Here is a 24,516-nt window from a genome sequence, read left to right on the forward strand (position 1 = left end):
CGCCCCTGCGGGTTCCCTCATTCGTTCACCACCCACGGAAAGGACGCACGCCATGAGCGATGTGCTCACCATCGGACAGATCAACGCCTCCGGCACCGCCACGTCGAAGGAGACCGCCATCAAGGAGGCCGCCGACATGCTGGTCGGCGTCGGCGCCGTCACGCCCGCCTACCACGAGGCGATGCTCGCCCGCGAGGCGACCGTCTCCACCTACATGGGCAACCTGCTCGCCATCCCGCACGGCACGAACGACGCGAAGGACGAGATCCGCTCCTCGGCGCTGTCCTTCGTCCGCTACGCGCAGCCGATCGACTGGGACGGCAACGAGGTCCGCTTCGTCGTCGGCATCGCCGGCGTCAACAACGAGCACCTCGAGATCCTCTCGAAGATCGCGATCATCTTCTCCGAGGAGGACGAGGTGCAGAAGCTCCTCGACGCCCCGGACGCGCAGTCGCTCTACGCGCTGCTGGGCGAGGTCAACTCCTGATGCCCACCGCCGTCCACTTCGGCGCCGGCAACATCGGCCGCGGCTTCGTCGGGCTGATCCTGCACGGTGCCGGCTACGAGCTCGTCTTCGCCGACGTCAACGCGGCACTGATCGATCAGCTCGCCGCCGCCGACAGCTACGAGGTGCACGAGGTGGGGGAGTCGTCCGCGACGCACGTCGTCGACGGCTTCCGCGCGATCAACTCGGCGAGCGACGAGGAGGCCCTCGTCCGCGAGATCGCCGCCGCCGACCTCGTCACCACCGCGGTGGGTCCGAACATCCTGCGCTTCGTCGCCCCGGTGATCGCGAAGGGCCTCGCCGCCCGCGCGGACTCCGCGCCCCGCCTCGCCGTGATGGCCTGCGAGAACGCGATCAACGCGACCCGGCTGCTGCAGACCGAGGTCGCCGCGAGCCTCGGTGCGGACGAGTGGGAGCGCCTGCGCTCCCGCGCGGTCTTCGCGGACACCGCGGTCGACCGCATCGTGCCGAACCAGGCGGCCGGCCAGGGTCTCGACGTCACGGTCGAGAGCTTCTTCGAGTGGGTCGTCGACCGCACGCCGTTCGAGGGCTCCGAGCCCGAGATCCCCGGCGCCACCTGGGTGGACGATCTCGAGCCGTTCATCGAGCGCAAGCTCTTCACGGTGAACACCGGGCACGCCACCGCGGCGTACGTCGGCTTCGCGGCCGGCGCGCACAAGCTGTCGGACGCGCTCGCGCTGCCCGAGGTGCACGACGCGGTGAAGGCCGCGCTCGAGGACACCAAGACGCTGATCGTCGAGAAGCACGGCTTCAGCGACGAGGAGCAGGAGGCCTACCTCCAGAAGACGCTGAAGCGCTTCGCGAACCCGGGTCTCACCGACACGGTGGACCGGGTCGGGCGCCAGCCGCTGCGCAAGCTCTCGCGGCACGAGCGCTTCATCGGCCCGGCGGCCGAGCTCGCCGAGCGCGGGCACGTGCCGACCGGACTGCTGACGGCGATCGGCGCGGCCCTCCGCTTCGACGTGCCGGAGGACCCGCAGAGCGTCGAGCTGAAGGAGAAGCTGGCGGCGCTGTCGCCGGAGGAGTTCGTCGCCGAGGTGACCGGCCTCGGCGCGGACCACCCGCTGTTCGCGCGGGTCGTCGCGGTCGTCCGCGGCTGATCTCGCGAGGCGGCGTCCGGAGGGGCGGGATCGGGTGCTCCGGCATCCGGCCCCGCCCCTTCGCGGTTCCGGGGGCGACCCGGGCTAGAAGAGGCGCCAGCGGGTCAGCGGCCAGGCCACGGCGAAGACGCGCCCGACCACGCGCTCGATCGGCACCGTCTTCACGCAGGAGTCGATCGGGCCCGGCGCCCCGCGGCAGTCGCCGAGCGAGTCGTTGGAGTTCGAGCGGTGGTCACCGAGGACGAAGAGCGTGTCCTCCGGCACCGTGTACTCCTGGAAGCAGCGGGTGGAGGCGGGCTGCGAGTCGCAGTCCTGGGTGCCGGGGGTGAACGGGAAGTCCTCGAAGACGTAGTCGCCCGCGAGCGGCTGCCCGTCCACGAGCACGTGCCCCTCGGCGTCGCAGCAGGAGACCGTCTGGCCGGCGGTCGCGATCACGCGCTTCACGAGGAACTCCTCGTGCGACGGGCCGATGCTCGTGACGTCGCCGAAGTACTTGACCGCCTCGGAGAGCGGGTTCCCGACCGCGTCGGTCGCACCCCAGCGCGCGTCGCGCGAGAAGACGACGATCTGCTCCGACTCCGGCTCGCCGTGGAGCGCCGCGGTGCGGTCGACCAGGATGCGGTCGCCGAAGAAGCCGCCGCCCTGCAGCGTGTTCTCCATCGAGCCGGTCGGCACGGTGTACACCTTCACGAAGAACGTCTGCACGAGGGCGATGACGACGATCGCGACGAGCACGGTCACCAGGGGGTGCGAGTACCAGCTCCGCCGGCTCCTCGCCGTGCCGTCCGTCGTCTTCTCCGTGCGCGCCATCCGCGGTCCCTTCGACGAGGGAGAGCCTAGGCGGCGGCCGTCGTGCTCGCGCTCCGCGGCGCGCACACCGCCGTCCGCGGTGAGTGCCCGCCCCCGCCCTGAGGCGACACGCCCGGGCTGGCGGAGAAGCGGGGATTCGCGTAGTATCGACCCTTGGTGTTTGCGCGTGCTCCGGCACGCCCGCGCACCGCTTCCCGGGCTCCGCCCGGGGGGAGGATCGTCGCGGAAGCATTCGCACGACCAGTACACACACTACTTCCGAACGACAGTGAGGCTATGGCCAAAAAAGACGGTGTCATCGAAATCGAAGGTGCGGTTGTCGAGGCGCTCCCCAACGCGATGTTCCGCGTGGAGCTCACCAACGGACACAAGGTTCTCGCCCACATCTCGGGCAAGATGCGTCAGCACTACATCCGCATCCTCCCCGAGGACCGCGTGATCGTGGAGCTCAGCCCCTACGACCTGACCCGCGGCCGGATCGTCTACCGCTACAAGTAGACGTTCGCTCCGCTCAGTTCGCGACGTGCGTGTCCTGTAAGGAACGGCCCCGGCATCCGCCGGGAGCACGACGCCAGCGAAAACAAGGAACAGAACAATGAAGGTCAACCCCAGCGTCAAGCGCATCTGCGACCACTGCAAGATCATCCGCCGCCACGGCAACGTGATGGTCATCTGCAGCAGCAACCCCCGCCACAAGCAGCGCCAGGGCTAGTCCTCCGGGACTCCCGGCGCTCCTGCGAGGAGCGCGGGCGGGAAACCGCCCAGCAGCACGGCAACACACCACCCCGCAACGTCAGAAATCGCGCAGCACCCCGGGTCTCCCGGAGTGAACGGCGAGGACACCTTCGGTCGGAGGCCGAGGCACCGACGTTGCTTCACACCTCCACTCACTCACAGGAGAAGCCACCATGGCACGTCTGGCAGGAGTAGACATCCCGCGCGAGAAGCGCGTGGAGGTCGCACTGACCTACATCTACGGAGTCGGCCGCACGAGCGCGCTGAAGACGCTGAGCGACACGGGGATCGACGGCAACATCCGCGTCAAGGACCTCACCGACGACCAGCTCGTCGCGCTCCGCGACTACATCGAGGGCAACTACAAGGTGGAGGGAGACCTCCGCCGCGAGGTCGCCGCCGACATCCGCCGCAAGGTCGAGATCGGGTCCTACGAGGGCATCCGCCACCGTCGCGGCCTCCCGGTCCGTGGACAGCGCACCAAGACGAACGCTCGCACCCGCAAGGGCCCGAAGCGCACCGTCGCCGGCAAGAAGAAGGCCGGCCGCAAGTAACGCGGGCGACACGGACCTAGAGGAGATAACAAGTGGCTACCCCCAAGTCGGCCGCGCGCAAGCCGCGCCGCAAGGAGAAGAAGAACATCGCTGTGGGCCAGGCCCACATCAAGTCGACGTTCAACAACACCATCGTGTCGATCACCGACCCCGCCGGGGCCGTCATCAGCTGGGCCTCGTCCGGTGGAGTCGGCTTCAAGGGCTCGCGCAAGTCGACGCCGTTCGCCGCCCAGCTCGCTGCCGAGTCGGCCGCGCGTCAGGCGCAGGAGCACGGCATGAAGAAGGTCGACGTCTTCGTGAAGGGCCCGGGCTCGGGTCGCGAGACCGCGATCCGCTCGCTCCAGGCCGCAGGCCTCGAGGTCGGCTCGATCAACGACGTCACCCCGCAGGCGCACAACGGCTGCCGCCCGCCGAAGCGCCGTCGCGTCTAACGCAGCACTCGCAGCCGTCGGCCGGCCGAACGAAGCGCTCTCCAGCGCGACGTGAGGCCGGCCGGCGGATCGCGCATTTCTTTCACAACTTCAGACTCGCAAACGCACGTGTCATATAGCGGACACGTGATCGAAAGGAATCAACAGTGCTTATCGCACAGCGTCCGACGCTCACCGAGGAGAACATCTCGGAGTTCCGTTCCCGCTTCGTCATCGAGCCCCTCGAGCCCGGCTTCGGCTACACGCTCGGCAACTCGCTGCGTCGCACCCTGCTGTCCTCCATCCCCGGCGCCGCTGTCACCAGCATCCGGATCGACGGAGTCCTGCACGAGTTCACGACCGTCCCGGGCGTCCGCGAGGACGTCACCGAGATCATCCTGAACATCAAGGGACTCGTCGTCTCCTCCGAGCACGACGAGCCGATCACCGCCTACCTGCGCAAGCAGGGCGCCGGCCAGGTCACCGCCGCCGACATCTCGGCTCCGGCCGGTGTCGAGATCCACAACCCGGACCTCGTCATCGCGACCCTGAACGACAAGGCGAAGTTCGAGCTCGAGCTCACCATCGAGCGCGGCCGCGGCTACGTGTCGGCGACCCAGAACCGCAGCGAGTTCTCCGAGGCCGGCCAGATCCCGGTCGACTCGATCTACTCGCCCGTGCTCAAGGTCACCTACCGCGTCGAGGCCACCCGTGCCGGCGAGCGCACCGACTTCGACCGCCTCGTCGTCGACGTCGAGTCGAAGCCGGCGATCACGCCGCGCGACGCCATCGCGTCGGCCGGTCGCACGCTGACCGAGCTGTTCGGACTCGCCCGCGAGCTGAACAACGCGGCCGAGGGCATCGAGATCGGCCCCGCGCCGGTCGACGCCGTCCTCTCGACCGAGCTGTCCATGCCCATCGAGGACCTCGACCTCTCGGTGCGCAGCTACAACTGCCTCAAGCGCGAGGGCATCAACAACGTCAATGAGCTCGTCGCCCTCTCGGAGACGCAGCTCATGAACATCCGCAACTTCGGTCAGAAGTCGGTGGATGAGGTCAAGGAGAAGCTGACTGAGCTGGGCCTGTCGCTGAAGGACTCGGTCCCCGGGTTCGACGGCGCCCACTTCTACAGCTACGACGACGAGAGCATCTAGGTCTCCGCTCCGGCGTTCGACCTTCTGACACCCCTTTAGTACTGGAGTAAAGCCATGCCCAAGCCCACGAAGGGCCCCCGCCTCGGAGGCGGTCCCGCACACGAGCGTCTGCTGCTCGCGAACCTGGCCGCGGCCCTGTTCACGCACAAGAGCATCAAGACGACCGAGACCAAGGCCAAGCGCCTGCGTCCCCTCGCCGAGCGTCTGGTGACGTTCGCGAAGCGCGGCGACCTGCACGCCCGCCGCCGCGTCCTCGCGACCATCGGCGACAAGAGCGTCGTGCACGAGCTCTTCACCGAGATCGCGCCGCTCGTCGCCGAGCGTGAGGGCGGCTACACCCGCATCACGAAGATCGGTCCCCGCAAGGGCGACAACGCCCCGATGGCGGTCATCGAGCTCGTCCTCGAGCCCGTGACGCCGAAGGTCAAGAAGTCGCGCACCGGCGCCGCTCCCGTCTCGGCTCCGGTCGAGGACGAGACCGTCGTCGCGGACGCCCCCGCCGAGGACGCCACTGTCGAGGAGGCGCCCGTCGCCGACGCGACCGAGGCCGACGCGACCGTCCAGGACGCGCCCGTCGAGGACGCCCCGGTCGAGACGACCGCCGAGACCAAGTAGTCCCGAGCACGTCTCGAGAGCCCTCCGCCCCCTCGGGGACGGGGGGCTCTCGTCGTTCCCGGCCGTGGCACTCCTGAGTGCTCGGTGGCGCGGAACGTCGCTTACGATGGCGGGATCGTCCCGACAGAGGGTCGGGATGCGTCCGGTACCCGGACCCCCGTCCTCGTCGGCCAGCAGGAGGAGTTCCGTGCGCGCGCACCATGCGGTCCTGCTCCTCGCCGCTACGGCCCTGCTGGCGGGCTGCTCCTCCACCGGGGTCGTCGACGTGCCGGAGTCGGCGCGCACGACGGCGCCGAGCGCGATCGCCGCCCCCGAGTCCGTGCCCAGCGCGACCGCTGCGACCGTCGCGCCGTCGGCTCCCGCCCTCGACTGCTCCGCGGCACTGCCCGCCTCGGCGGTCGAGACGGCGGTCGGACTGCCCGCCGGAACGGCCGTGCTCGTCCAGGCGGAGGACTCCTGCTCCTACGGCATCGCCGGAAATCCGTCCGCGGTCCTCGTCAGCGTCGGGTCCGCGCGGCTCGCGGAGACGTTCGCCGGTGCGGGGGAGGCCGTCGGCGCCGTGCCGGCTCCGCTGGGGGAGGCGGCCTACCGGCTCGAGGGCTCGGCGGCGACGCCGTCCCAGCTGGCCGTCCTGGCGGGCGGCTACGAGCTGCACGTCGAGTCCTTCGTCGGGGACCAGGACGTCCTCGCCGACTGGGCGGTGGCCGTCTTCGACTCGCTCGGCGTCCGGCTCTCGGCCGGCTGATCCGGCGACCCGGAACGGCCCGGCGGACGACCTAGACTCGTCGGGTGCTCCACCGCGTCCGCCTCGATCTGGCCTACGACGGCACCCACTTCGCGGGCTGGGCGCTCCAGCCCGGCCTCCGCACGGTGCAGGGCGTCCTCGAGGACGCGCTCGGCGTGCTGCTGCGCTCGGAGGAGCGGACGGTGGTCACCGTCGCGGGCCGCACCGACGCCGGCGTGCACGCGAGCGCGCAGGTGGCGCACCTGGACCTCACGCCCCAGCAGTGGTCGCGCCTGAACGGCAGCCCGCGGGCCGGCACCGAGAAGGTCGCGCCCGAGGTCGTGCTCCAGCGCAAGCTCCAGGGCATCCTCGGTCAGTACTCGGACCTGTCCGTGCACCGGGTGACCCGGGCGCCCGAGGGCTTCGACGCGCGCTTCTCCGCGCGCTGGCGGCGCTACGAGTACCGGCTCGCCGATCGCACCTCGCTGCGGCGGCCGCTCGAGCGCGGCTTCACGACCTGGATCAACGAGGCGGTCGACGAGGGCGTGATGGCGCAGGCGGCCGAGTCGCTGCTCGGCCTGCACGACTACGCCTCGTTCTGCCGCGCGCGCGTCGGAGCCACCACCATCCGCAGCCTCCTCGACTTCACCTGGGAGCGGGACGAGGACGGCGTGCTGCACGCCCACCTGCGCGCCGACGCCTTCTGCCACAGCATGGTGCGCGCCCTCGTCGGCTCCTGCGTGGCCGTGGGGATCGGCAAGCTGGAGGCGGGCGAGCTCCCGCTGCTGCGCGACGCCGCCCGCCGCACGAACGCCTTCGCGGTCATGCCGGCGCGCGGCCTCATCCTGCGCGAGGTCGATTACCCTGAGGACTCGGAACTGGCCGAGCGGGCGGTGCTCACCCGGGTGAAGCGCACCCTGCCCGGCGGGGACGCCCAGGGGGAGGACGACGAGTGATCCGCAGGAACCACCGCGGGAGCGCGCTCGTCGCCGCGCTCGTCCTGCCGGCGGCGCTGCTGCTGGCCGGCTGCTCGTCGTCGGCGATCGACGTGCCGGACCGGGCGCCCGCCGCCGCGGTGGACACCACCGCGCCGACCGCCGTGCCCACCGCGGTGCCGACCACTCCCGCGGCCGAGCCGACCGCCGGTGCGACGGTCGAGGTCCTCGACTGCGCCGCGGTGCTGCCGGTGACGGCGATCGAGGCGGCCCTCGAGCTGCCCGAGGGCTTCGTCACCGCCTCGGACCAGGGCTCGGGCTGCGCCTGGGCGATGGCAGGCAACCCCGCCGCGCTCGTCCTGCAGACGGCCACCGGCGCCACCACGGCCGACGTCACCGCGCAGGAGTCCGAGGCCCCCGTCGAGCCGAGCGGGCTGGGCGACGCCGCCTTCTTCCGCGCCGGCGACCCGGCGGTCGACCCGGCCGCCACGGTCGTCGTGCTGGCCGGGGACCGGCTGCTCTCGCTCCGCTCCTACGTCGGCGGCCAGGCCCCGCTCGAGGAGCTGGCGACCGAGGTCCTGGCCGCGCTGGGACAGGACGACTCCTGACCCGGACCGCGCGGGGGAGCGCGGCGGCGAGCCCGTGAGCTTCCGCTCCGATGCGGATTGCTGTACTGTCGACCCTTGGTGTTCTCGGCCGCGTGCCGGCACCCGAAGTTGAGCCCTCCACCGGATCGGTTCGGCCCCCTCGCGGGTCGAACGGCCACGGAGCGGGATTCACGAACTCCTCACTCCGATCAGAAAGCAGCACTCACGTGACTCGCACTTTTTCTCCGAAGCCGGCTGACGTCCAGCACGACTGGATCGTCATCGACGCGTCCGACGTCGTGCTCGGCCGTCTGGCCACCCACGCCGCTGCGCTCCTGCGCGGCAAGCACAAGCCGACGTTCGCGCCGCACATGGACATGGGCGACTTCGTCATCATCGTCAACGCCGAGAAGGTGGCCCTCACCGGCCAGAAGCTCCTCCAGAAGAAGGCGTACCGCCACTCCGGCTACCCGGGCGGCCTCACGGCCACCACGTACGCCGAGCTCCTCGAGAAGAACCCGATCCACGCCGTCGAGAAGGCCATCCGCGGAATGCTCCCCAAGAACTCCCTCGGTCGTGCGCAGCTGCGCAAGCTGAAGGTCTACACGGGCACCGAGCACCCTCACGCGGCTCAGCAGCCCAAGGCGTACGCCTTCACCCAGGTCGCCCAGTAGGCTCCGGCCCTCCCCGACACCCCAGACTTCGAAGACAAAGGATCACCTACACCGTGGCGAAGATCGCAGACCAGATCGACGTGGCTCCCGAGAGCTACTCCACCGAAAGCCCGGCCACCGAGGCGTCCTCGACGCCCCGCGCCGTCCTCAACGTCTCCGGCGCAGCCGTGGGCCGTCGCAAGCAGGCCATCGCCCGCGTGCGCCTGGTCCCGGGCTCCGGCAGCCTGACCGTGAACGCCCGCGAGTTCGCGGAGTACTTCCCCAACAAGCTGCACCAGCAGCTGATCAACGACCCGTTCAAGGTCCTCGACCTCCTCGGCTCGTACGACGTGGTCGCGAAGATCACCGGCGGCGGCCCCTCCGGCCAGGCCGGCGCGCTCCGCCTCGCGATCGCGCGTGCGCTGAACGAGATCGACCGCGAGAACAACCGCGCCATTCTGAAGAAGGCCGGCTTCCTCACCCGCGACGCTCGCGTCATCGAGCGCAAGAAGGCCGGTCTCAAGAAGGCCCGCAAGGCGTCCCAGTTCTCGAAGCGCTAGTCGCTGCGGCCCCCGTGGCCGCCGATCAGCAGCTTCAGAAGGGGACTGGCATCATGCCGCGCCTGTTCGGAACAGATGGCGTCCGTGGCCTCGCGAATCGCGACGTCACGGCCGACCTGGCCCTCGGCCTCGCCCAGGCGGCCGCCCGTGTACTCGGTGCGGCCGCCCGGGCGGAGGGCCGTCGGCCCCTCGCCGTCCTGGCCCGCGATCCTCGGATCTCGGGCCAGTTCATCGGTGCCGCCGTCGCGGCCGGCCTCGCGAGCGCCGGCGTCGACGTGCTGGACGCGGGAGTGATCCCCACGCCCGCCGCCGCCTACCTCATCGCCGACGAGAGCGCCGACTTCGGCGTGATGATCTCGGCGTCGCACAACCCCGCCGCCGACAACGGCATCAAGTTCTTCGCGGCCGGCGGCCGCAAGCTCCCGGACGAGCTCGAGAACCGCATCGAGGCGGCTCTCGGCGTCCCGCCGCTCACGCCGCTCGGCCCCGACGTGGGCCGCATCCGCCGCTTCGCCGACGCCGAGGACCGCTACGTCCTCCACCTGCTCGGCTCGCTCGGCAGCACCCGCCTGGACGGACTGCACGTGGTCATCGACTGCGCGCACGGCGCCGCCGCGGGCATCTCGCCGGAGGTCTTCACCGACGCCGGCGCGACCGTCACCGTGATCGGCAACGATCCGGACGGCATCAACATCAACGACGGGGTGGGCTCGACCCACCTCGACCACGTCGCCGAGGCGGTCCGCGAGGCGGGCGCCGATCTCGGCATCGCGCACGACGGCGATGCGGACCGCTGCCTCGCGGTCGACGCCGAGGGGCGCGTCGTCGACGGCGACCAGATCATGGCGATCCTCGCGACCTCGATGGCCCGTCGCGGCGTCCTCCGCGACAACGTGCTCGTCGCCACGGTGATGAGCAATCTCGGCCTCAAGACCGCGATGGCCGACGCCGGCATCCGCGTGATCGAGACCGGCGTGGGCGACCGCTACGTGCTCGAGGCGATGAACGACGGCGGCTACTCGCTCGGTGGCGAGCAGTCCGGTCACGTCATCATGAGCCGCTTCGCGACGACCGGCGACGGCGTCCTCACCGGGCTGCAGATCGCGGCCGAGGTGGCGCGGACCGGCAAGTCGCTCGCCGAGCTCGCCTCGGTGATGCGGGTGTTCCCGCAGACGCTCGTCAACGTCCGCGGCGTCGACCGCGAGGGCGTGCACGACGACGCCGTCATCGCGGCCGCCATCGCCGAGGCGGAGCGCGAGCTCGGCACCGGCGGGCGCGTGCTGCTCCGACCCTCGGGCACCGAGCCGATGGTGCGGGTCATGGTCGAGGCCTCCACCAAGGAGACCGCCGACCGGCTGGCCGAGTCCCTCGCGGCCGTCGTGCTCGAGCAGCTGCGCGTCGCGGTCTAGCGTCCTCGCCCGCCGCTGGCCCGGGGATCTCGAGACGCCCCTGCGGGGCTGCTCGATCAGCATGATTCCGCCTGCTCGCCGGGCGAGGCACGGCATGACTCGGCCTGCTCGCCGCGTGCTGGTCGAGCAGCGCCGGAGGCGCGCATCGAGACCTGCCGCCTCCCATGCTGGTCGAGTAGCGCCGGAGGCGCGTATCGAGACCTGCCGTCGTCGGCGCGTCAGCGGCCGGGACTCCGCGTCAGATCTTGCGGAGGAGCACCGAGGAGACGGTGTGGTCGGCCTGCTTGCGCAGGACGAGGCTCGCGCGCGAGCGCGTGGGCCGCACGTTCTGCAGCAGGTTCGGCTCGTTGATCGAGGACCAGATACTGCGGGCCCGCTCGCGCGCCTCGTCGGGCGTCAGCGAGGCGTAGCGGTGGAAGTAGGAGTTCGGGCTCGCGAAGGCGCCCTGCTGCAGCGCGAGGAACCGCTCCTCGTACCAGCGCGCGATGTCGCTCGTCCGCGCGTCGACGTAGACCGTGAAGTCGAAGAGATCGCTGACCGCGAGGCCGTGCCCGGGCGCGGGCGGCTGCAGGACGTTCAGTCCCTCGACGATCAGCACGTCGGGCCGCCGCACCACGATCTCGGCGTCGCGGACGATGTCGTAGGAGAGGTGCGAGTAGAACGGAGCGCGCACCTCGGCCGCCCCGCCCTTCACCTCCGAGACGAAGCGCAGTAGCGCGCGGCGGTCGTACGACTCCGGGAAGCCCTTGCGGCTCATCAGCCCGCGCCGCTCCAGCTCGCTGTTGGGCAGGAGGAAGCCGTCGGTCGTCACGAGCTCGACGCGCGGGGTGTCGTCCCAGCGGGCGAGCAGCTCGCGGAGCAGGCGGGCGATGGTCGACTTGCCGACCGCGACCGAGCCGGCCACGCCGATCACGAACGGGGTGGGCTGCGCGCGCTCGCCGAGGAAGGTGCTCGTCGCCCGGTGCAGCTGGCGCGCGCCGCCGGCGTAGAGGGTGAGCAGCCGGGACAGCGGGAGGTACACCTCGGCGACCTCGGTGAGGCTCAGCCGGTCGCCCAGCCCGCGCAGCTGCACGACCTCGGTCTCGCTCAGCGGCAGCTCGGTGCTGCGGGCGAGCTCGGCCCAGTCGGAGCGGACGATCTCGACGAACGGGGAGGGGTGCGCCTCGCGCCCGGGTTCGCGAGCTGACGAGGACATCTGCACGATCCTAGCGGCCGTCGCGGCTCGGCCCCGTCGCCGCAGGAGCGCCCCCGCGCGCGATTAGGATCGAGCGCATGTGTGGAATCGTTGGATACGTCGGCGCGCGCGACAGCCTGGCCGTGCTGCTCGGGGGACTGAAGCGACTGGAGTACCGCGGGTACGACTCCGCCGGTGTGGCCGTGATCGACGCCGACGGCCGGATCGACAGCCGCAAGCGCTCCGGCAAGCTCAGCGTCCTCGTCGACGACCTCGAGGCGCACCCGATCGCGCAGGGCACCACCGGCATCGGGCACACCCGCTGGGCGACCCACGGCGGCCCGACCGACCGCAACGCGCACCCGCACCTCGCGGACGACGGGCGCCTCGCGGTCATCCACAACGGCATCATCGAGAACTTCCAGCCCCTCAAGGAGGAGTTGCTCGCCGAGGGCGCGGTCTTCGAGAGCGAGACCGACACCGAGGTCGCCGCGCACCTGATCGCCCGCGAGCACCGCCGCACCGGCGATCTCGTGCTCGCGTTCCAGGCCGTCGTCGCGCGCCTCGAGGGCGCCTTCACGCTGCTCGCGCTGCACCAGGACCAGCCCGGCGTCGTCGTCGGCGCGCGCCGCAACTCGCCGCTCGTGATCGGCCTCGGCGACGGCGAGAACTTCCTCGGCTCCGACGTCGCCGCGTTCGTCGAGTTCACCCGCCGCGCGGTCGCGATCGGGCAGGACCAGATCGTCACCATCACGCCGGACGAGGTGACCGTCACCGACTTCTTCGGAAACCCCGTCGAGACCGAGCCGTTCGAGATCGCCTGGGACGCCTCCGCCTCCGAGAAGGGCGGCTGGTCGAGCTTCATGGCCAAGGAGATCAGCGAGGGCCCGGAGGCCGTCGCCAAGACGCTGCTCGGCCGCATCCAGGACGGCGCGATCGTGCTGCCGGAGCTCGCGTCGCTCGACGCGACCCTCACCGACATCGACCGCATCACCGTGATCGCCTGCGGCACCGCCGCCTACTCCGGCATGGTCGCCAAGTACGCGATCGAGAAGTGGGCGCGCGTGCCCGTCGAGGTCGAGCTGAGCCACGAGTTCCGCTACCGCGACCCGGTGCTGACCCCGCGCACCCTGGTCGTCTCGATCAGCCAGTCCGGCGAGACCATGGACACGCTGATGGCCGTCAAGTACGCCCGCGAGAAGGGCGCGAAGACGCTCTCCGTCTGCAACACGCAGGGGGCGACGATCCCGCGCGAGTCCGACGCCGTGCTCTACACCCACGCCGGCCCGGAGGTCGCGGTCGCCTCGACCAAGGCGTTCGTCGCGCAGATCGCGGCGCTCTACCTCTTCGGCCTGCACCTGGCCGCGGTGCGCGGGGCGGCCACGCCCGAGCTGATCGCCTCGCAGGCCGCGCAGCTCGCCGCGATCCCGGAGAAGCTCTCGCGGGTGCTCGACGCCTCCGAGGCGATCGCGCAGCTCGCGGGCTGGATGGCGGACACCCGCGCGGTGCTCTTCCTCGGCCGCCACGTCGGCTACCCGGTGGCGCTCGAGGGCGCGCTCAAGCTCAAGGAGCTCGCCTACATCCACGCCGAGGGCTTCGCTGCGGGCGAGCTCAAGCACGGGCCGATCGCGCTGATCGAGCCGGGTCAGGTCGTCTTCGTGATCGTGCCGAGCCCGAGCGAGTCCTACGAGCTGCAGCGCAAGGTGATCTCGAACATCCAGGAGATCAAGGCGCGCGGGGCACGGGTGATCGCGATCGCCGAGCAGGGCGACGCGGCCGCGATCCAGATCGCCGACGAGGTCGTGCCGATCCCGCTGGCCGACCCGCTGTTCGAGCCGCTGCTCGCCGTGACGCCGCTGCAGATGTTCGCGATGGAGCTCGCCTCGGCCAAGGGCCTCGACGTCGACCAGCCGCGCAACCTCGCCAAGTCGGTCACGGTCGAGTGACCCTGCCGTGATCGTCGGGATCGGCGTGGACGTGGTGGATCTCGCGCGCTTCGAGCGGGCGATCTCCCGCACGCCCCGGCTCCGCGAGCGGCTGTTCGCCGAGAGCGAACGCGACCTGCCGACGCCCTCGCTGGCGGGACGGTTCGCGGCGAAGGAGGCGCTGATCAAGGCGCTGGGCGACTCCGCCGGCGCGCGCTGGCACGACATGGTGGTCGAGCGGGACGAGCACGGGAATCCGTCCTTCGTCCTGCACGGCGCGGCGCGCGCGGCGGCGGAGTCGCGCGGGATCGCGCGGGTGCACCTCTCGATGAGCCACGACGCCGGGGTCGCCTGCGCGTTCGTGGTGGCCGAGTCGTGATCGCGCCGCTGGCCTTCCGCGAGGCGCTGATCGATCTGGACGCCGTCGCGGCGAACACGGCGCGGCTCCGGGAGCTGACGTCCGCGCCCCGGCTGATGGCGGTCGTCAAGGCGAACGCCTACGGGCACGGCGCGCTCGCCGTCGCGCAGGCGGCGCTCGCCGGCGGCGCGGACGCGCTCGGCACGGCCGATCTCGACGAGGCGGTCGCGCTCCGCGAGGCCGGGATCCTGGCGCCGGTGCTCTGCTGGCTGCACGACCCCGAGCAGGACTTCGACACCGCCCTCGAGCACGGGATCGAGGTCGCCGTCTCCTCGGTCGGTCAGCTCGACCGGCTCGCGCAGGCCGCCGAGGACCGCGGCGTGCGCGGGGCGGTGCAGCTCAAGGTCGACACCGGACTCAGCCGCAACGGGGCGGCGGAGGCGGAGTGGGTGCCGCTCGCGCAGTCCCTCGTGCAGCACGCGGCGCGCGGCTCGCTGCAGCTCACCGGGCTGTTCTCGCACCTCTCCAACACCTCGCGCGAGGAGGACCTCGCGCAGCTCGCGCTGCTGCGCCGCGCGGAGGAGGTGCTGCGCGCGCACGGCACGCCGGCGCCGCTGGTGCACCTGGCCGCGACGGCCGCGGCGCTCCGCCTGCCGGAGGCGCGGCTCGACCAGGTGCGCACCGGGATCGGCGTGTACGGGCTCTCGCCGTTCGACGACGAGACGTCCCTCGGGCTCGGCCTGGTGCCGGCGATGACCCTGCAGGGGCGGGTGGCCGGAGTGCGGCGAGTGCCCGCGGGGACGGGCGTCAGCTACGACTACGCCTACCGCGCGTCCGGCGAGACGACGCTCGCGCTGGTGCCGTTCGGCTACGCCGACGGGATCCCGCGCGCCGCCTCCGGTGTCGCCGAGGTGTCGATCGGTGGGCGCCGGCACCGCATCGCCGGGCGGGTGGCGATGGACCAGTTCGTCGTCGACGTCGGGGATGCTCCCGTCGTGGTCGGCGACCCGGTGACGCTCTGGGGCGACCCGACCACCGGGGTCCCGTCGGTCGACGAGTGGGCGCGCTGGTGCGGCACCATCAACTACGAGCTCGTCACCCGGGTCGGGCACCGCGTTCCACGGAGGACGGTCGGCGGCTCTGCGGGAGGCGTCCGTGCCTGAGCGGGACTGGTTCGCCGACCGCACCGTCGAGATCGCGGATCCGGAGGCGATGGAGGAGCTCGGCCGCTCCCTCGGCCGGGTGCTGCGCGCCGGCGACCTGCTGGTGCTGACCGGGCCGCTCGGGGCGGGCAAGACGACCTTCACCCGCGGGCTCGGCGAGGGGCTCGGGGTGCGCGGGCCGGTGACCAGCCCGACCTTCGTGATCGCGCGGACGCACCCGCCGCTGCACGGCGGCCCGCCGCTCGTGCACGTGGACGCCTACCGCGTCGGCTCCGCGGTGGAGCTGGACGACCTCGACCTCGACCTCGAGCACTCGGTCGTCGTGGTCGAGTGGGGCGCCGGTCTGCTCGACGGCGTGGCGGACTCGTGGCTCGACGTCGTCCTGGAGCGCCCGACCGGCGGCTCCGACGCGGAGGACGGCGAGGAGCCGATCGAGCCGCGCACGGTGCGCTTCCGCGGCACCGGCTGGCGCTGACCGCTCTGCTGACGGCGGGTCTCGAGACGCCGCTGCGCGGCTGCTCGACCAGCATGGTCCGCCTGCTGACCGGACAGCCGTCGGAGAGGTCCGCCGGCCGTGCTGATCGAGCAGCCCTCGGAGAGGGCGTATCGAGATCCACCGAGCAGCTGCGGAGCGCCGCGGGCTCCTCGGCCGGTGCCCCGTCGCCCGCGGGTACCCTGTCAGGGTGCTGCTCGCGATCGACACCTCCTCCGGAACCTCCGTCGCCGTCGTCGGCGCCGACGGGGCGGTCCGGGCCGAGCGCACCGAGACCGACACCATGCGGCACGCCGAGGTCGTCGGCCGGCTGATCGAGGAGGCCCTCGAGGCGGCCGGCATCGGCCCGGACGCGATCGAGGCCGTCGCCGTCGGCATGGGCCCCGGCCCCTTCACCGGACTCCGGGTCGGCATCGCCGCCGCCCGCGCCTTCGCGTTCGGCCGCGGCGTGCCCACCCTCCCGGTCGTCTCGCACGACGCGGTCGCACTCGGCGCGCTGCGCCACGGCCGTGCGGACGGTTTCCTCGTCGTCACCGACGCGCGCCGCCGCGAGCTCTACTGGAGCGCCTACGCCGGCCTCGACGAGCAGGGCCTGCCCGTCCGCACCGCCGGACCCGGCCTCGACAAGCCGCCCGCGCTGCCCTTCCCCGAGCTGCCCCGCCTCGAGGCGGAGACGGTGTCCGCCGCCGAGCTGGGCGTGGTGGCCGCGCTCACCCGCGCGGCCGGTCGCGCCCCCGCGGCGGACGAGCCGCTCTACCTCCGCTCGCCCGACGTCACGCTCTCCGCCGGTCCCAAGCGGGTCACCGCGTGAGCGCGGAGCTGCGCGACGCCACCGTCCACGACCTCGACGCGATCATGGCGATCGAGGAGTCCGAGTTCACCAGCGACGCCTGGTCCCGCACCATGATGCGCGAGGAGATCCGCAGCCGGCACACCCGCTACCTGGTCGCCGAGGACGCGGGCGAGCTGGTCGGCTACGCCGGGCTGCTCTGCCCGGTCGGCGCGCACGAGGGCGACGTGCAGACCATCGCGGTGCTCGCCTCCGCGCGCCGCACCGGACTCGGCAGGCGCCTCCTGCGCGCCCTCGTCGCCATCGCCGCCGAGCGCGGTGCCCGCGAGGTCTTCCTCGAGGTCCGTGCCGACAACCCGGCCGCCCAGTCGCTCTACCGCTCGGAGGGCTTCGAGGAGATCGGGGTCCGCCCCGCCTACTACCAGCCCGACAACGTCGACGCGCTCGTGATGCGCGCGCCGATCGCCGCCCCTCGACAGGAGTCGCCATGACCGCCGGTCCGATCGTCCTCGGCATCGAGACCAGCTGCGACGAGACCGGGATCGGCATCGTCCGCGGCACGACGCTCCTCGCCAACACCATCGCCTCGTCGATGGAGGAGCACGCCCGCTACGGCGGCGTCGTGCCCGAGGTCGCCGCCCGCGCGCACCTCGAGGCGCTCGAGCCGACGCTGCGGACGGCGCTCGCCGAGGCCGGCGTCACGCTGCAGGAGCTGGACGCGATCGCGGTCACCAGCGGCCCCGGGCTCTCCGGGGCGCTGATGGTCGGCGTCGGCGCGGCCAAGGCGCTGGCGGTCTCGCTCGGGAAGCCGCTCTACGCGGTCAACCACCTCGTCGGGCACGTCGGCGCCGACGTCCTGCGCGCCGACGGCGGCGAGGGCGGCCCGGTCGAGGTGCCGACCATCGCGCTGCTCGTCTCGGGCGGGCACACCTCGCTCCTGCACGTGCGCGATCTCGTCTCCGACGTCGAGCTGCTCGGCGAGACGATCGACGACGCGGCCGGTGAGGCGTTCGACAAGGTCGCCCGCGTGCTCGGCCTGCCCTACCCCGGCGGCCCGCAGATCGACCGCGTCGCCGCCGACGGCGATCCGCGGGCCATCCGCTTCCCCCGCGGCCTCACCCTCCCGAAGGACAGGGAGAAGCACCGCTACGACTTCTCCTTCTCGGGGCTGAAGACCGCCGTCGCGCGCTGGGTGGAGAAGCGCCAGGACGCGGGCGAGGAGGTGCCGGTCGCCGACGTCGCCGCGAGCTTCCGCGAGGCGGTCGCGGACGTGCTGCTGACCAAGGCGATCGCGGCCTGCGTCGACCGGGAGGTGCCCCGGCTGCTGCTGGGCGGGGGAGTGGTCGCCAACGCGCGGGTCCGCGAGCTCGCCGAGGAGCGCTGCGCGGCGGCGGGCATCGCGCTGCGGATCCCCCCGCTCTCGCTCTGCACCGACAACGGCGCGATGATCGCGGCGCTCGGCGCGCAGCTGATCGAGGCGGGGCACGCGCCCTCGAGCCTCTCCTTCGGCGCCGATTCCACGCTGCCCGTCACCGAGATCCAGGTGCGCTAGGCGCTCTACCGCAGTGCCGTCTCGCGTCACAAGCGCCGTCCAGGGTTTTGACAGCCCTCCGGGGACGCTGCCACTCTGAGCGCATCCACTCGTTCCTGATCAAGGGGGATCTTCCATGACCGCTCCGTACACGCCCGCGTCCGACCGCTACAACATCCTGGCGATCATCGGCTTCATCGCCTCGTTCTTCATCGCGATCGTGGGAATCGTCCTGGGCTTCATCGCTCTCTCGCAGATCAAGCGGACCGGAGAGAAGGGCCGCGGACTCGCGATCGCCGCCGTCGTGATCGGCTTCGTCGCGATCATCGTCTACATCGTCCTGTTCGTCACCCTGTTCTCCCTCGCAGGCATCGCGGGCACGACGAACTACTGATCCACTCCGCCCCGCCCTGCACGGCGGGGACGGCGGAGCGCTCGAGGAGGGCGACGTGAACGACGAGTCCACCGGCGATCCGGCACCGGGGTCGGTGCCGCCCCCGCCGCCGCGGTACGCGCCGCCCTCCGGAGCACCGTCCCCCGCCTCCGCTCCGCCGCCGGCGGCCGGCGGTGCCGCGTCCGGCTGGACCGGGGAGGCCGTTCCCTCCGGAGCCCCTGGCGGCCCGGAGGCCTTCGACGGCGCCGCGCATCCCGGCGCTCCCGCACCGCGCCCGCCGCTGAACGGCCTCGCCGTCGCCGCCCTGATCTGCGGCATCCTCGGGCTCGCGCCCGCCGCGATCGTCCTCGGGCACGTCGGCTTCGCGCAGGCGCGCCGCTCGGGGCAGCGCGGCCGCGGACTCGCGATCGCCGGCTTCCTCCTCGGCTACCTCGCGCTCGTGCTGCTGCTGGTCGGCGCTCTCGCCTACTCGGCCTTCGTCGGCGGACTCCGGACGGACGGCTACCTCCCGGCCTGAGCCGGTCGGCGGCCTCGTTCTAGACTTCGAGGCATGAGCGACAGCAGCCGGCCCGGGTCCGACGACCGACAGGGCCCTCCCGTCCCCCCTGCTCCCCCCGTGCCGCCGGCGCCCCCGGCCCCGCCCGTGCACTCCGGTGGCACTCCGGCGCCCCCGGCCCCGCCCGCGTACTCGGGCGGCACCCCGACGGCACCGGGACAGGGTGCCCAGGACACCCCGCCGCCCGCGTACGGGACGCCGCTCCCGCCGGCCCCGAGCGCCGCGCCGCCGCAGTACGCCTACGTCCCGGCACCCACGACGGTGCCCAAGACCCTGAGCCTCACCGGCATGATCCTCGGCATCGTCGGCCTGGTCATCTCGATCTTCGGCTGGGGCTTCGGCTTCATCCTGTCCGCGCCCGCGATCGTGCTCGGCTTCCTCGGCCGCCGTCGCGAGCCGGGAGCACGCGGCTTCGCGCTGACCGCGATCATCACCGGCATCGCCGGCGTCGTGGTCTCGCTGATCTACCTCGCCGTCACGATCGTGATCTTCGTGGTCGCCCTCGACGCTGCGACCTCCTCCTCCGGCTACTGAGCGCCGGCGCCCGGTCTCAGGAGACGCGCTCGGCGAGCAGGGCGCGGTGGCGCCCCTGGATCCTGGTGAGGATCAGGACGGCGCTGCCCCGCCCGGCCAGGCCGAGCTTCCTGCGGAAGCGCGCGGGGTCGACGTCGACGCCGCGCTTCTTGATCTCCAGGACGCCGATGCCGCGGGCGCGCAGCTCGCGCGCGAGGGTGCGCTCGTCCAGGGGCAGCTCCGCGAGCACGCGGAAGCTCCGCAGGAACGGCGACGCGGACGGCTCGTCGCCCGTGAGGTAGGCGATGCCGGGCGAGAGCATCCGCGAGCCGCTGGTGCGGGCCAGCTCGCCGAGCAGGCGCGCGCGGATGGCGGACCCGTCCGGCTCGTGCACGAACGCGCCGAGGTCGCCCACCTCCTCGTCGTCGCTGTCGGCCGGTGCGGTGAGCTCCACGGCGCCGGTCGCCGAGAGCAGGAGCGCGGACCGGCGGACGCCCGGCCGCGCCAGCGGACCGAACCACAGGCCCGTCTCGACGAGCTCGCCGTCCACCGACACCCACTGCGCCTCCGCGTCAGCGGGGATCCGCTCGCGGTCGAAGCCCGGCCCGAGCTTCACGCCCACGGGCCGCGCCTCGGCGAGGCCGAAGGCGAAGTCGAGCGAGGGGGAGTAGTCGTCCGGATCGTCGAGGCGCCGGGTCTCGCGGTGGCCGGCGGTGCGGCGGGCCGGATCGAGGTAGACGGCGTCGAAGCCGTCCAGGTCGAACGCCTCGGCGTCGGCGTGCACGGCCTGTGCGGAGGGGAACGGGGCGAGGTTGAAGCTGGCCAGGGTCGCGGTGATCTCGTCCGCGTCCACCGCGGTCACCTCGAGGTCGATGGCCGCCATCGCGAGGGCGTCGCCGCCGATGCCGCTGCCGAGGTCGGCGATGCGGGTGAGCCCGGCGGAGGAGAAGCGGCCGGCGTGCAGCGCGGCGACCCGGAGGCGGGTCGCCTGCTCGAGTCCGGCGTCCGTGAAGAGCATCGACCGGGCGAACTCGCCGAACTTCCCGGTCGCCTTCGCCCGCAGCCGCGCCTGGGTCAGCACGGCCGACACCAGGCCGGGGGAGTGGCCGGCGGAGCGGAGCGCCGCGACGGCGCGCACCAGGTCGTCCGCGCGGTAGCCGTCGAGCGAGTCGAGGAGCCGGAGGCCCTCGGGGGAGAGGAGCTCGACCAGCTCGGCGCGTTGCATCCGGCCATGCTAGGCCACGCCCTCCGCCCGACGCGGCGCGCCTGCCTGGCACTCTGATTGCACGAGTGCCAGCGGAGCCTCTACAGTGGAGCTAGCACTCTCGGAGCGTGTCTGCCAACGGCGGCGCTCCGCCCCCGTCGTCGTCAAGAAAGAGGTCAACCGTGTCGGTGTCCATCAAGCCGCTCGAAGATCGCATCGTCATCAAGCAGGTCGAGGCCGAGCAGGTCACTGCTTCCGGTCTCGTCATCCCCGACACCGCCAAGGAGAAGCCCCAGGAGGGCGAAGTCGTCGCCGTCGGCCCCGGCCGCATCGACGACAACGGCAACCGCGTCCCGCTCGACGTGGCCGTCGGTGACAAGGTCATCTACTCCAAGTACGGCGGAACCGAGGTCAAGTTCGGTGGGGACGACCTGCTGGTCCTCTCCGCCCGCGACGTCCTCGCGGTCGTGGTCCGCTAGAGACGGATCCCCGAAGGGCCCGGCGACGACAGTCGCCGGGCCCTTCGTCTTTCAGCGCAGTGGGCCCGGCGACGCGAGTCGCCGGGCCCTTCGTCGTGCGCCCGGTCCTCTTCGCGACCGGTGGCCTGATCCTGACGTCCGGTGACCGTTCCGGGCGGTCCGCGGGCGCCGGCCCTGCGTAGCATCGGACGGGTGCCCGCCTCCCGCCTCCCCGCCGAACCCGCCTCGCCGACGACGGGCGACGCCGCGGCCGGCGAGGGCGTCGAGGCCCTGCCCGTGAAGGGCGCCGGCGGCGCGCTGTCGTCGACCGGCCTCTGGTTCGGCTTCGCCGCCTACCTGCTCTGGGGCGCGATGCCGCTCTACTTCATCGCGATGGCCCCCGCCTCGCCGTTCGAGATCGTCGCGCTGCGCGTGCTCTTCTCGCTGGTCTTCTGCCTGCTCCTGCTGACGGTGACGCGCAGCTGGCGCGGCTTCGCGGCGCTCTTCCGCGAGCCGCGGCTGCTCGGCGTGATGGCGATCGCCGGCGTGCTGATCTACATCAACTGGCAGGTCTACGTCATCGCGACGACCACCGGCCACGTGATCGAGGCGGCGCTCGGCTACTTCATGAACCCGCTCGTCACGGTGCTGCTCGGCGTGATCGTGCTGCGCGAGCGGCTGCGGCGGGCGCAGTGGATCGCGATGGCGATCAGCGCCGTCGCCGTCCTCGTGATCGCCGTCGGCTACGGCTCCTTCCCCTGGGTCTCGCTGGCGCTCGCCTTCTCCTTCGGCCTCTACGGCCTGGTGAAGAGCCGGGTCGGCGGCCGGATGGACGCGGTCAGCGGTCTCACGCTCGAGACGCTCTGGCTCACGCCGCTCGCGATCGTGCAGCTGCTGGTCGTCGGCTCGACCGTCGGGCTGACGCTGGCGACGGAGGGCACGGGGCACGCGCTCATCCTCGCCTCGGCCGGCATCGTCACCGCGGTGCCGCTGCTGCTCTTCGCGGGCGCCGCCCGGCGGCTGCCGCTCTCGATCGTCGGCTTCATCCAGTACCTGACGCCGGTGCTGCAGTTCGTCGTCGGCGCCTTCCTCCTGCACGAGGAGATGCCGCCGGAGCGCTGGATCGGCTTCGCGCTCGTCTGGGCGGCCCTGGCGATCTTCTCAGTGGACCTCGTCTCGGCCGAGCGCCGGAGGCGACGCGTGACGGCCGGACCTGCGGATCGCGTCGCGGGAGAGCGCTCCGACGACGAAAAGTAACGATCAGGTCGCGAAACGCATCTGAAACACCCCCGTATTGTTCACGGCTTCTCCGAAGGTTAGGTTGGCCGAGCGGTTGCCTCCGGCACCGCTCCCACGACAGAACCTCTCAAGGAGAAACATGCGCGTTCACGCGAAGGCCGGGACGGCCCGTACGCGATCCCTCCGGGCGACCCTGAGCGGGGTCGCCTTCCTGGGCGCCAGCGCTCTCGTCCTCGCCGGTTGCGCCAGCGGCGGCGGCGGAGACGCGGGCACCGACGGCGGCGAGTCCGGCGACCTGTCCCTGAAGATCGGCACGATCCTCCCGCAGACCGGCACCCTGGCCGTCCTCGGCCCGCCCGAGATCGCGGGCGTCGACCTCGCCGTCAAGGACATCAACGACGCCGCTGCCGGCCTCACCATCGATGTCGAGCAGAAGGACTCCGGCGACACCACGACGGACATCGCGACGCAGTCCGCGACCTCGCTGATCGCCGACGGCGCGAGCGTCATCATCGGTGCGGCCTCCTCGGGCGTCTCGAAGACGTTCATCGACCAGGTGACCCAGGCGGGCGTCGTCCAGATCTCGCCGGCCAACACCTCGCCGGACTTCACCACCTACGACGACGACGGCTACTACTGGCGCACCGCCCCCTCGGACGTGCTCCAGGGCCGCATCCTCGGCAACAAGATCCTCGGCGACGGCAAGACCAACGTCTCGATCCTGTACCTGAACGACGCGTACGGCACCGGCCTCGAGTCGAACATCAAGGAGACCCTCGAGGCGGGCGGCGCGACCGTCGCGGCCGAGGAGATCTTCGAGCCGGCCTCGACCGACTTCAACTCGGCGCTGACCTCGCTGCTCGCCCCGAACCCGGACGCGCTCGTCGTCATCTCGTTCGACGAGATCACCACGATCGCCGAGCAGCTCGCGGCCAAGGGCTTCGACTTCGCGAACCTCTACGGCACGGACGGCAACTACGGCGTCATCACCGATGCGGACACCAACGTCGACATCGACGGCGCCCAGTTCACCAACCCCGGTGTGCAGGCGTCCGACGAGTTCCAGTCGAACCTCCAGGCTCTCGTCGAGGAGCAGGGGAACGACGCGCTGACGGTGTTCAGCTACGCCCCCGAGTCGTACGACGCCACGGTGCTCGCCGCGCTCGCCGCGCTCAAGGGCGGCGCGACCGACGGAGCGACGATCCGCGACAACCTGCAGGACGTCTCGACCGAGGGCACGAAGTGCACCACGTTCGCCGACTGCGCCGCGCTGCTCGCCGACGGTGAGGACATCGACTACGACGGCCTCTCCGGCCCGATCTCGTGGGACGAGAACGGCGACCCGACCGAGGCGTCCGTCTCGATCTACAAGTACGGCCCCGGCAACGTCACCTCGTTCGAGGAGACCGTCGACGGCTCGCTGAACTAGCACCCCGCCTGCGGCTCCGGCCGCGACGCGCGAAGGGGCCCGGTCATCCGACCGGGCCCCTTCGTCGTCCCCGGGAGTCGTTGCTCGGCTGCTGACCGGCAGGGACGCGGCGCTCGGTGCTGGGGGACCGGTGGGCGGGTCTCGATACGCCGCTGCGCGGCTGCTCGACCAGCATGGTCTCGCTGCGCGGCTACTCGACCAGCATGGCCGGAGGGGCGTCGATCGCCGGCGGGCTGGCCGCACAACGCGTCGAGCGCGCGCCCCCGGGGGGACGCGCGCTCGACGGCGAGGCGGTGCGGCCTCAGGAGGCGCGGAGGAGCTCCGCCTCCTGAGCCAGGCGGTAGGTCACGAACGAGCGGCTGTAGTTGCGGCGCTTGCCGCCGGTGGTCTCGGCGATGACGACCTGAGCGTAGACGCCGACGACGGACCAGCGCTCGTAGTCGCCGATCGCACCGGTGCCGAAGGTCGCGCCGAGGGCGACGGGTGCGGGGGTGTAGCTCTTCATGGGTCGGCTCCT

31 protein-coding genes are annotated in these 24,516 nt (G+C 72.0%); 27 read left to right on the forward strand and 4 right to left on the reverse strand.

What is annotated here, in order from left to right; genetic code table 11:
* Nucleotides 1-52: 52 nt before the first annotated feature.
* Together MT355_RS17940 and MT355_RS17945 are read left to right on the forward strand one after the other, a co-directional pair.
* A complete protein-coding gene (locus MT355_RS17940; protein ID WP_123445065.1) occupies nt 53-487 on the forward strand; it encodes a PTS sugar transporter subunit IIA in 435 nt (144 codons plus the stop codon).
* Nucleotides 487-1,626 carry a mannitol-1-phosphate 5-dehydrogenase gene (locus MT355_RS17945; RefSeq protein WP_243600558.1) on the forward strand — a complete coding sequence of 380 codons (1,140 nt, stop codon included), beginning with the start codon at nt 487-489 and terminating at the stop codon, nt 1,624-1,626. The genes MT355_RS17940 and MT355_RS17945 overlap by 1 nt, the downstream gene beginning before the upstream one ends.
* Nucleotides 1,627-1,710: 84 nt before the next feature.
* Here the strand turns inward: MT355_RS17945 and lepB are convergent, their stop codons facing one another.
* Nucleotides 1,711-2,436 (reverse strand): signal peptidase I, encoded by a 726-nt coding sequence (lepB, locus tag MT355_RS17950; protein WP_243582566.1) that lies wholly within the window; start codon nt 2,434-2,436, stop codon nt 1,711-1,713.
* Between the two features lie 276 nt (nt 2,437-2,712).
* On the opposite strand from lepB, the gene infA reads away from it, so the two are divergent.
* The 12 genes from infA to glmM all read left to right on the forward strand — a co-directional run bounded on the left by infA (nt 2,713) and on the right by glmM (nt 10,772).
* Nucleotides 2,713-2,934: a translation initiation factor IF-1 gene (infA, locus tag MT355_RS17955; RefSeq protein WP_022883252.1), complete on the forward strand. Its 222-nt coding sequence runs from the start codon at nt 2,713-2,715 to the stop codon at nt 2,932-2,934.
* Between the two features lie 97 nt (nt 2,935-3,031).
* Complete coding sequence (gene rpmJ / locus MT355_RS17960; RefSeq protein ID WP_055787164.1) at nt 3,032-3,148, forward strand: 50S ribosomal protein L36; 117 nt, start codon at nt 3,032-3,034, stop codon at nt 3,146-3,148.
* Nucleotides 3,149-3,344: 196 nt separating this feature from the next.
* Nucleotides 3,345-3,725: a 30S ribosomal protein S13 gene (gene rpsM / locus MT355_RS17965; RefSeq protein ID WP_056037260.1), complete on the forward strand. Its 381-nt coding sequence runs from the start codon at nt 3,345-3,347 to the stop codon at nt 3,723-3,725.
* A 32-nt stretch (nt 3,726-3,757) separates the two neighbouring features.
* The gene (gene rpsK, locus MT355_RS17970) at nt 3,758-4,156 is read left to right on the forward strand and encodes a 30S ribosomal protein S11 (protein WP_056037257.1); all 399 of its coding nucleotides are present in this window, start codon (nt 3,758-3,760) and stop codon (nt 4,154-4,156) included.
* Between the two features lie 146 nt (nt 4,157-4,302).
* Entirely contained in the window at nt 4,303-5,289 is a 987-nt protein-coding gene (locus MT355_RS17975) for a DNA-directed RNA polymerase subunit alpha (RefSeq protein WP_123445069.1), read from the forward strand.
* Between the two features lie 54 nt (nt 5,290-5,343).
* Nucleotides 5,344-5,904: a 50S ribosomal protein L17 gene (gene rplQ, locus MT355_RS17980; protein ID WP_243600559.1), complete on the forward strand. Its 561-nt coding sequence runs from the start codon at nt 5,344-5,346 to the stop codon at nt 5,902-5,904.
* 187 nt (nt 5,905-6,091) lie between these two features.
* Nucleotides 6,092-6,649 (forward strand): hypothetical protein, encoded by a 558-nt coding sequence (locus tag MT355_RS17985; RefSeq protein ID WP_243600560.1) that lies wholly within the window; start codon nt 6,092-6,094, stop codon nt 6,647-6,649.
* A gap of 44 nt (nt 6,650-6,693) precedes the next feature.
* Nucleotides 6,694-7,584, forward strand: coding sequence for a tRNA pseudouridine(38-40) synthase TruA (locus MT355_RS17990; protein WP_243582569.1), 891 nt, complete (start codon nt 6,694-6,696; stop codon nt 7,582-7,584).
* Nucleotides 7,581-8,171, forward strand: a complete 591-nt coding sequence (locus MT355_RS17995) for a hypothetical protein (protein WP_243600561.1) — start codon at nt 7,581-7,583, stop codon at nt 8,169-8,171. The genes MT355_RS17990 and MT355_RS17995 overlap by 4 nt, the downstream gene beginning before the upstream one ends.
* Before the next feature lie 206 nt (nt 8,172-8,377).
* Nucleotides 8,378-8,824: a 50S ribosomal protein L13 gene (rplM, locus tag MT355_RS18000; protein WP_243600562.1), complete on the forward strand. Its 447-nt coding sequence runs from the start codon at nt 8,378-8,380 to the stop codon at nt 8,822-8,824.
* Nucleotides 8,825-8,877: 53 nt separating this feature from the next.
* Complete coding sequence (gene rpsI, locus MT355_RS18005; protein WP_123445075.1) at nt 8,878-9,363, forward strand: 30S ribosomal protein S9; 486 nt, start codon at nt 8,878-8,880, stop codon at nt 9,361-9,363.
* Between the two features lie 53 nt (nt 9,364-9,416).
* Nucleotides 9,417-10,772 (forward strand): phosphoglucosamine mutase, encoded by a 1,356-nt coding sequence (glmM, locus tag MT355_RS18010; RefSeq protein WP_243600563.1) that lies wholly within the window; start codon nt 9,417-9,419, stop codon nt 10,770-10,772.
* Nucleotides 10,773-11,010: 238 nt separating this feature from the next.
* Here the strand turns inward: glmM and coaA are convergent, their stop codons facing one another.
* The gene (coaA, locus tag MT355_RS18015) at nt 11,011-11,967 is read right to left on the reverse strand and encodes a type I pantothenate kinase (RefSeq protein WP_123445076.1); all 957 of its coding nucleotides are present in this window, start codon (nt 11,965-11,967) and stop codon (nt 11,011-11,013) included.
* 77 nt (nt 11,968-12,044) lie between these two features.
* On the opposite strand from coaA, the gene glmS reads away from it, so the two are divergent.
* The 10 genes from glmS (at nt 12,045) to MT355_RS18065 (ending at nt 19,690) form a co-directional block, all read left to right on the forward strand.
* A complete protein-coding gene (gene glmS / locus MT355_RS18020) occupies nt 12,045-13,892 on the forward strand; it encodes a glutamine--fructose-6-phosphate transaminase (isomerizing) (RefSeq protein WP_123702134.1) in 1,848 nt (615 codons plus the stop codon).
* A 7-nt stretch (nt 13,893-13,899) separates the two neighbouring features.
* Nucleotides 13,900-14,250, forward strand: coding sequence for a holo-ACP synthase (locus MT355_RS18025; protein ID WP_243600564.1), 351 nt, complete (start codon nt 13,900-13,902; stop codon nt 14,248-14,250).
* The gene (gene alr / locus MT355_RS18030; protein ID WP_243600565.1) at nt 14,247-15,392 is read left to right on the forward strand and encodes an alanine racemase; all 1,146 of its coding nucleotides are present in this window, start codon (nt 14,247-14,249) and stop codon (nt 15,390-15,392) included. Before MT355_RS18025 ends, alr begins: the two co-directional genes overlap by 4 nt.
* Before the next feature lie 49 nt (nt 15,393-15,441).
* Nucleotides 15,442-15,867, forward strand: coding sequence for a tRNA (adenosine(37)-N6)-threonylcarbamoyltransferase complex ATPase subunit type 1 TsaE (gene tsaE / locus MT355_RS18035; protein ID WP_243600611.1), 426 nt, complete (start codon nt 15,442-15,444; stop codon nt 15,865-15,867).
* 208 nt (nt 15,868-16,075) lie between these two features.
* Complete coding sequence (gene tsaB / locus MT355_RS18040; protein ID WP_243600566.1) at nt 16,076-16,696, forward strand: tRNA (adenosine(37)-N6)-threonylcarbamoyltransferase complex dimerization subunit type 1 TsaB; 621 nt, start codon at nt 16,076-16,078, stop codon at nt 16,694-16,696.
* Nucleotides 16,693-17,166 (forward strand): ribosomal protein S18-alanine N-acetyltransferase, encoded by a 474-nt coding sequence (rimI, locus tag MT355_RS18045; RefSeq protein ID WP_132436025.1) that lies wholly within the window; start codon nt 16,693-16,695, stop codon nt 17,164-17,166. The genes tsaB and rimI overlap by 4 nt, the downstream gene beginning before the upstream one ends.
* The gene (gene tsaD / locus MT355_RS18050) at nt 17,163-18,227 is read left to right on the forward strand and encodes a tRNA (adenosine(37)-N6)-threonylcarbamoyltransferase complex transferase subunit TsaD (RefSeq protein ID WP_243600567.1); all 1,065 of its coding nucleotides are present in this window, start codon (nt 17,163-17,165) and stop codon (nt 18,225-18,227) included. Before rimI ends, tsaD begins: the two co-directional genes overlap by 4 nt.
* A gap of 115 nt (nt 18,228-18,342) precedes the next feature.
* The gene (locus MT355_RS18055) at nt 18,343-18,600 is read left to right on the forward strand and encodes a DUF4190 domain-containing protein (protein WP_123735045.1); all 258 of its coding nucleotides are present in this window, start codon (nt 18,343-18,345) and stop codon (nt 18,598-18,600) included.
* 55 nt (nt 18,601-18,655) lie between these two features.
* On the forward strand, nt 18,656-19,117 hold the full coding sequence (locus tag MT355_RS21685; protein ID WP_243600568.1) for a DUF4190 domain-containing protein: 462 nt from the start codon (nt 18,656-18,658) through the stop codon (nt 19,115-19,117).
* Nucleotides 19,118-19,150: 33 nt separating this feature from the next.
* Nucleotides 19,151-19,690 carry a DUF4190 domain-containing protein gene (locus MT355_RS18065; protein WP_185020489.1) on the forward strand — a complete coding sequence of 180 codons (540 nt, stop codon included), beginning with the start codon at nt 19,151-19,153 and terminating at the stop codon, nt 19,688-19,690.
* Nucleotides 19,691-19,706: 16 nt separating this feature from the next.
* Here the strand turns inward: MT355_RS18065 and MT355_RS18070 are convergent, their stop codons facing one another.
* Nucleotides 19,707-20,894 carry a class I SAM-dependent methyltransferase gene (locus MT355_RS18070; protein ID WP_243600569.1) on the reverse strand — a complete coding sequence of 396 codons (1,188 nt, stop codon included), beginning with the start codon at nt 20,892-20,894 and terminating at the stop codon, nt 19,707-19,709.
* A 161-nt stretch (nt 20,895-21,055) separates the two neighbouring features.
* Between MT355_RS18070 and groES the strand changes: the two genes are divergently transcribed.
* The 3 genes from groES (at nt 21,056) to MT355_RS18085 (ending at nt 23,999) form a co-directional block, all read left to right on the forward strand.
* On the forward strand, nt 21,056-21,352 hold the full coding sequence (gene groES / locus MT355_RS18075; protein WP_068251574.1) for a co-chaperone GroES: 297 nt from the start codon (nt 21,056-21,058) through the stop codon (nt 21,350-21,352).
* 270 nt (nt 21,353-21,622) lie between these two features.
* Nucleotides 21,623-22,588 carry an EamA family transporter RarD gene (rarD, locus tag MT355_RS18080; RefSeq protein ID WP_132436095.1) on the forward strand — a complete coding sequence of 322 codons (966 nt, stop codon included), beginning with the start codon at nt 21,623-21,625 and terminating at the stop codon, nt 22,586-22,588.
* Nucleotides 22,589-22,709: 121 nt separating this feature from the next.
* Nucleotides 22,710-23,999 carry an ABC transporter substrate-binding protein gene (locus MT355_RS18085; protein WP_243586270.1) on the forward strand — a complete coding sequence of 430 codons (1,290 nt, stop codon included), beginning with the start codon at nt 22,710-22,712 and terminating at the stop codon, nt 23,997-23,999.
* A 301-nt stretch (nt 24,000-24,300) separates the two neighbouring features.
* Here the strand turns inward: MT355_RS18085 and MT355_RS18090 are convergent, their stop codons facing one another.
* Nucleotides 24,301-24,504, reverse strand: coding sequence for a hypothetical protein (locus MT355_RS18090; protein WP_123445088.1), 204 nt, complete (start codon nt 24,502-24,504; stop codon nt 24,301-24,303).
* Nucleotides 24,505-24,516 lie beyond the last annotated feature (12 nt).

It is taken from the genome of Rathayibacter sp. VKM Ac-2929 (genome assembly GCF_022815495.1).
GTDB lineage: Bacteria > Actinomycetota > Actinomycetes > Actinomycetales > Microbacteriaceae > Rathayibacter > Rathayibacter festucae.

Coding starts and splice junctions, on each gene's coding strand:
- MT355_RS17940 (WP_123445065.1), top strand. CDS start 53: ATGAGCGATGTGCTCACCATCGGACAGATCAACGCCTCCGGCACCGCC.
- MT355_RS17945 (WP_243600558.1), top strand. CDS start 487: ATGCCCACCGCCGTCCACTTCGGCGCCGGCAACATCGGCCGCGGCTTC.
- lepB (WP_243582566.1), bottom strand. CDS start 2,436: ATGGCGCGCACGGAGAAGACGACGGACGGCACGGCGAGGAGCCGGCGG.
- infA (WP_022883252.1), top strand. CDS start 2,713: ATGGCCAAAAAAGACGGTGTCATCGAAATCGAAGGTGCGGTTGTCGAG.
- rpmJ (WP_055787164.1), top strand. CDS start 3,032: ATGAAGGTCAACCCCAGCGTCAAGCGCATCTGCGACCACTGCAAGATC.
- rpsM (WP_056037260.1), top strand. CDS start 3,345: ATGGCACGTCTGGCAGGAGTAGACATCCCGCGCGAGAAGCGCGTGGAG.
- rplQ (WP_243600559.1), top strand. CDS start 5,344: ATGCCCAAGCCCACGAAGGGCCCCCGCCTCGGAGGCGGTCCCGCACAC.
- glmM (WP_243600563.1), top strand. CDS start 9,417: ATGCCGCGCCTGTTCGGAACAGATGGCGTCCGTGGCCTCGCGAATCGC.
- coaA (WP_123445076.1), bottom strand. CDS start 11,967: ATGTCCTCGTCAGCTCGCGAACCCGGGCGCGAGGCGCACCCCTCCCCG.
- glmS (WP_123702134.1), top strand. CDS start 12,045: ATGTGTGGAATCGTTGGATACGTCGGCGCGCGCGACAGCCTGGCCGTG.
- tsaE (WP_243600611.1), top strand. CDS start 15,442: ATGGAGGAGCTCGGCCGCTCCCTCGGCCGGGTGCTGCGCGCCGGCGAC.
- tsaD (WP_243600567.1), top strand. CDS start 17,163: ATGACCGCCGGTCCGATCGTCCTCGGCATCGAGACCAGCTGCGACGAG.
- MT355_RS18055 (WP_123735045.1), top strand. CDS start 18,343: ATGACCGCTCCGTACACGCCCGCGTCCGACCGCTACAACATCCTGGCG.
- MT355_RS18065 (WP_185020489.1), top strand. CDS start 19,151: ATGAGCGACAGCAGCCGGCCCGGGTCCGACGACCGACAGGGCCCTCCC.
- MT355_RS18070 (WP_243600569.1), bottom strand. CDS start 20,894: ATGCAACGCGCCGAGCTGGTCGAGCTCCTCTCCCCCGAGGGCCTCCGG.
- MT355_RS18085 (WP_243586270.1), top strand. CDS start 22,710: ATGCGCGTTCACGCGAAGGCCGGGACGGCCCGTACGCGATCCCTCCGG.
- MT355_RS18090 (WP_123445088.1), bottom strand. CDS start 24,504: ATGAAGAGCTACACCCCCGCACCCGTCGCCCTCGGCGCGACCTTCGGC.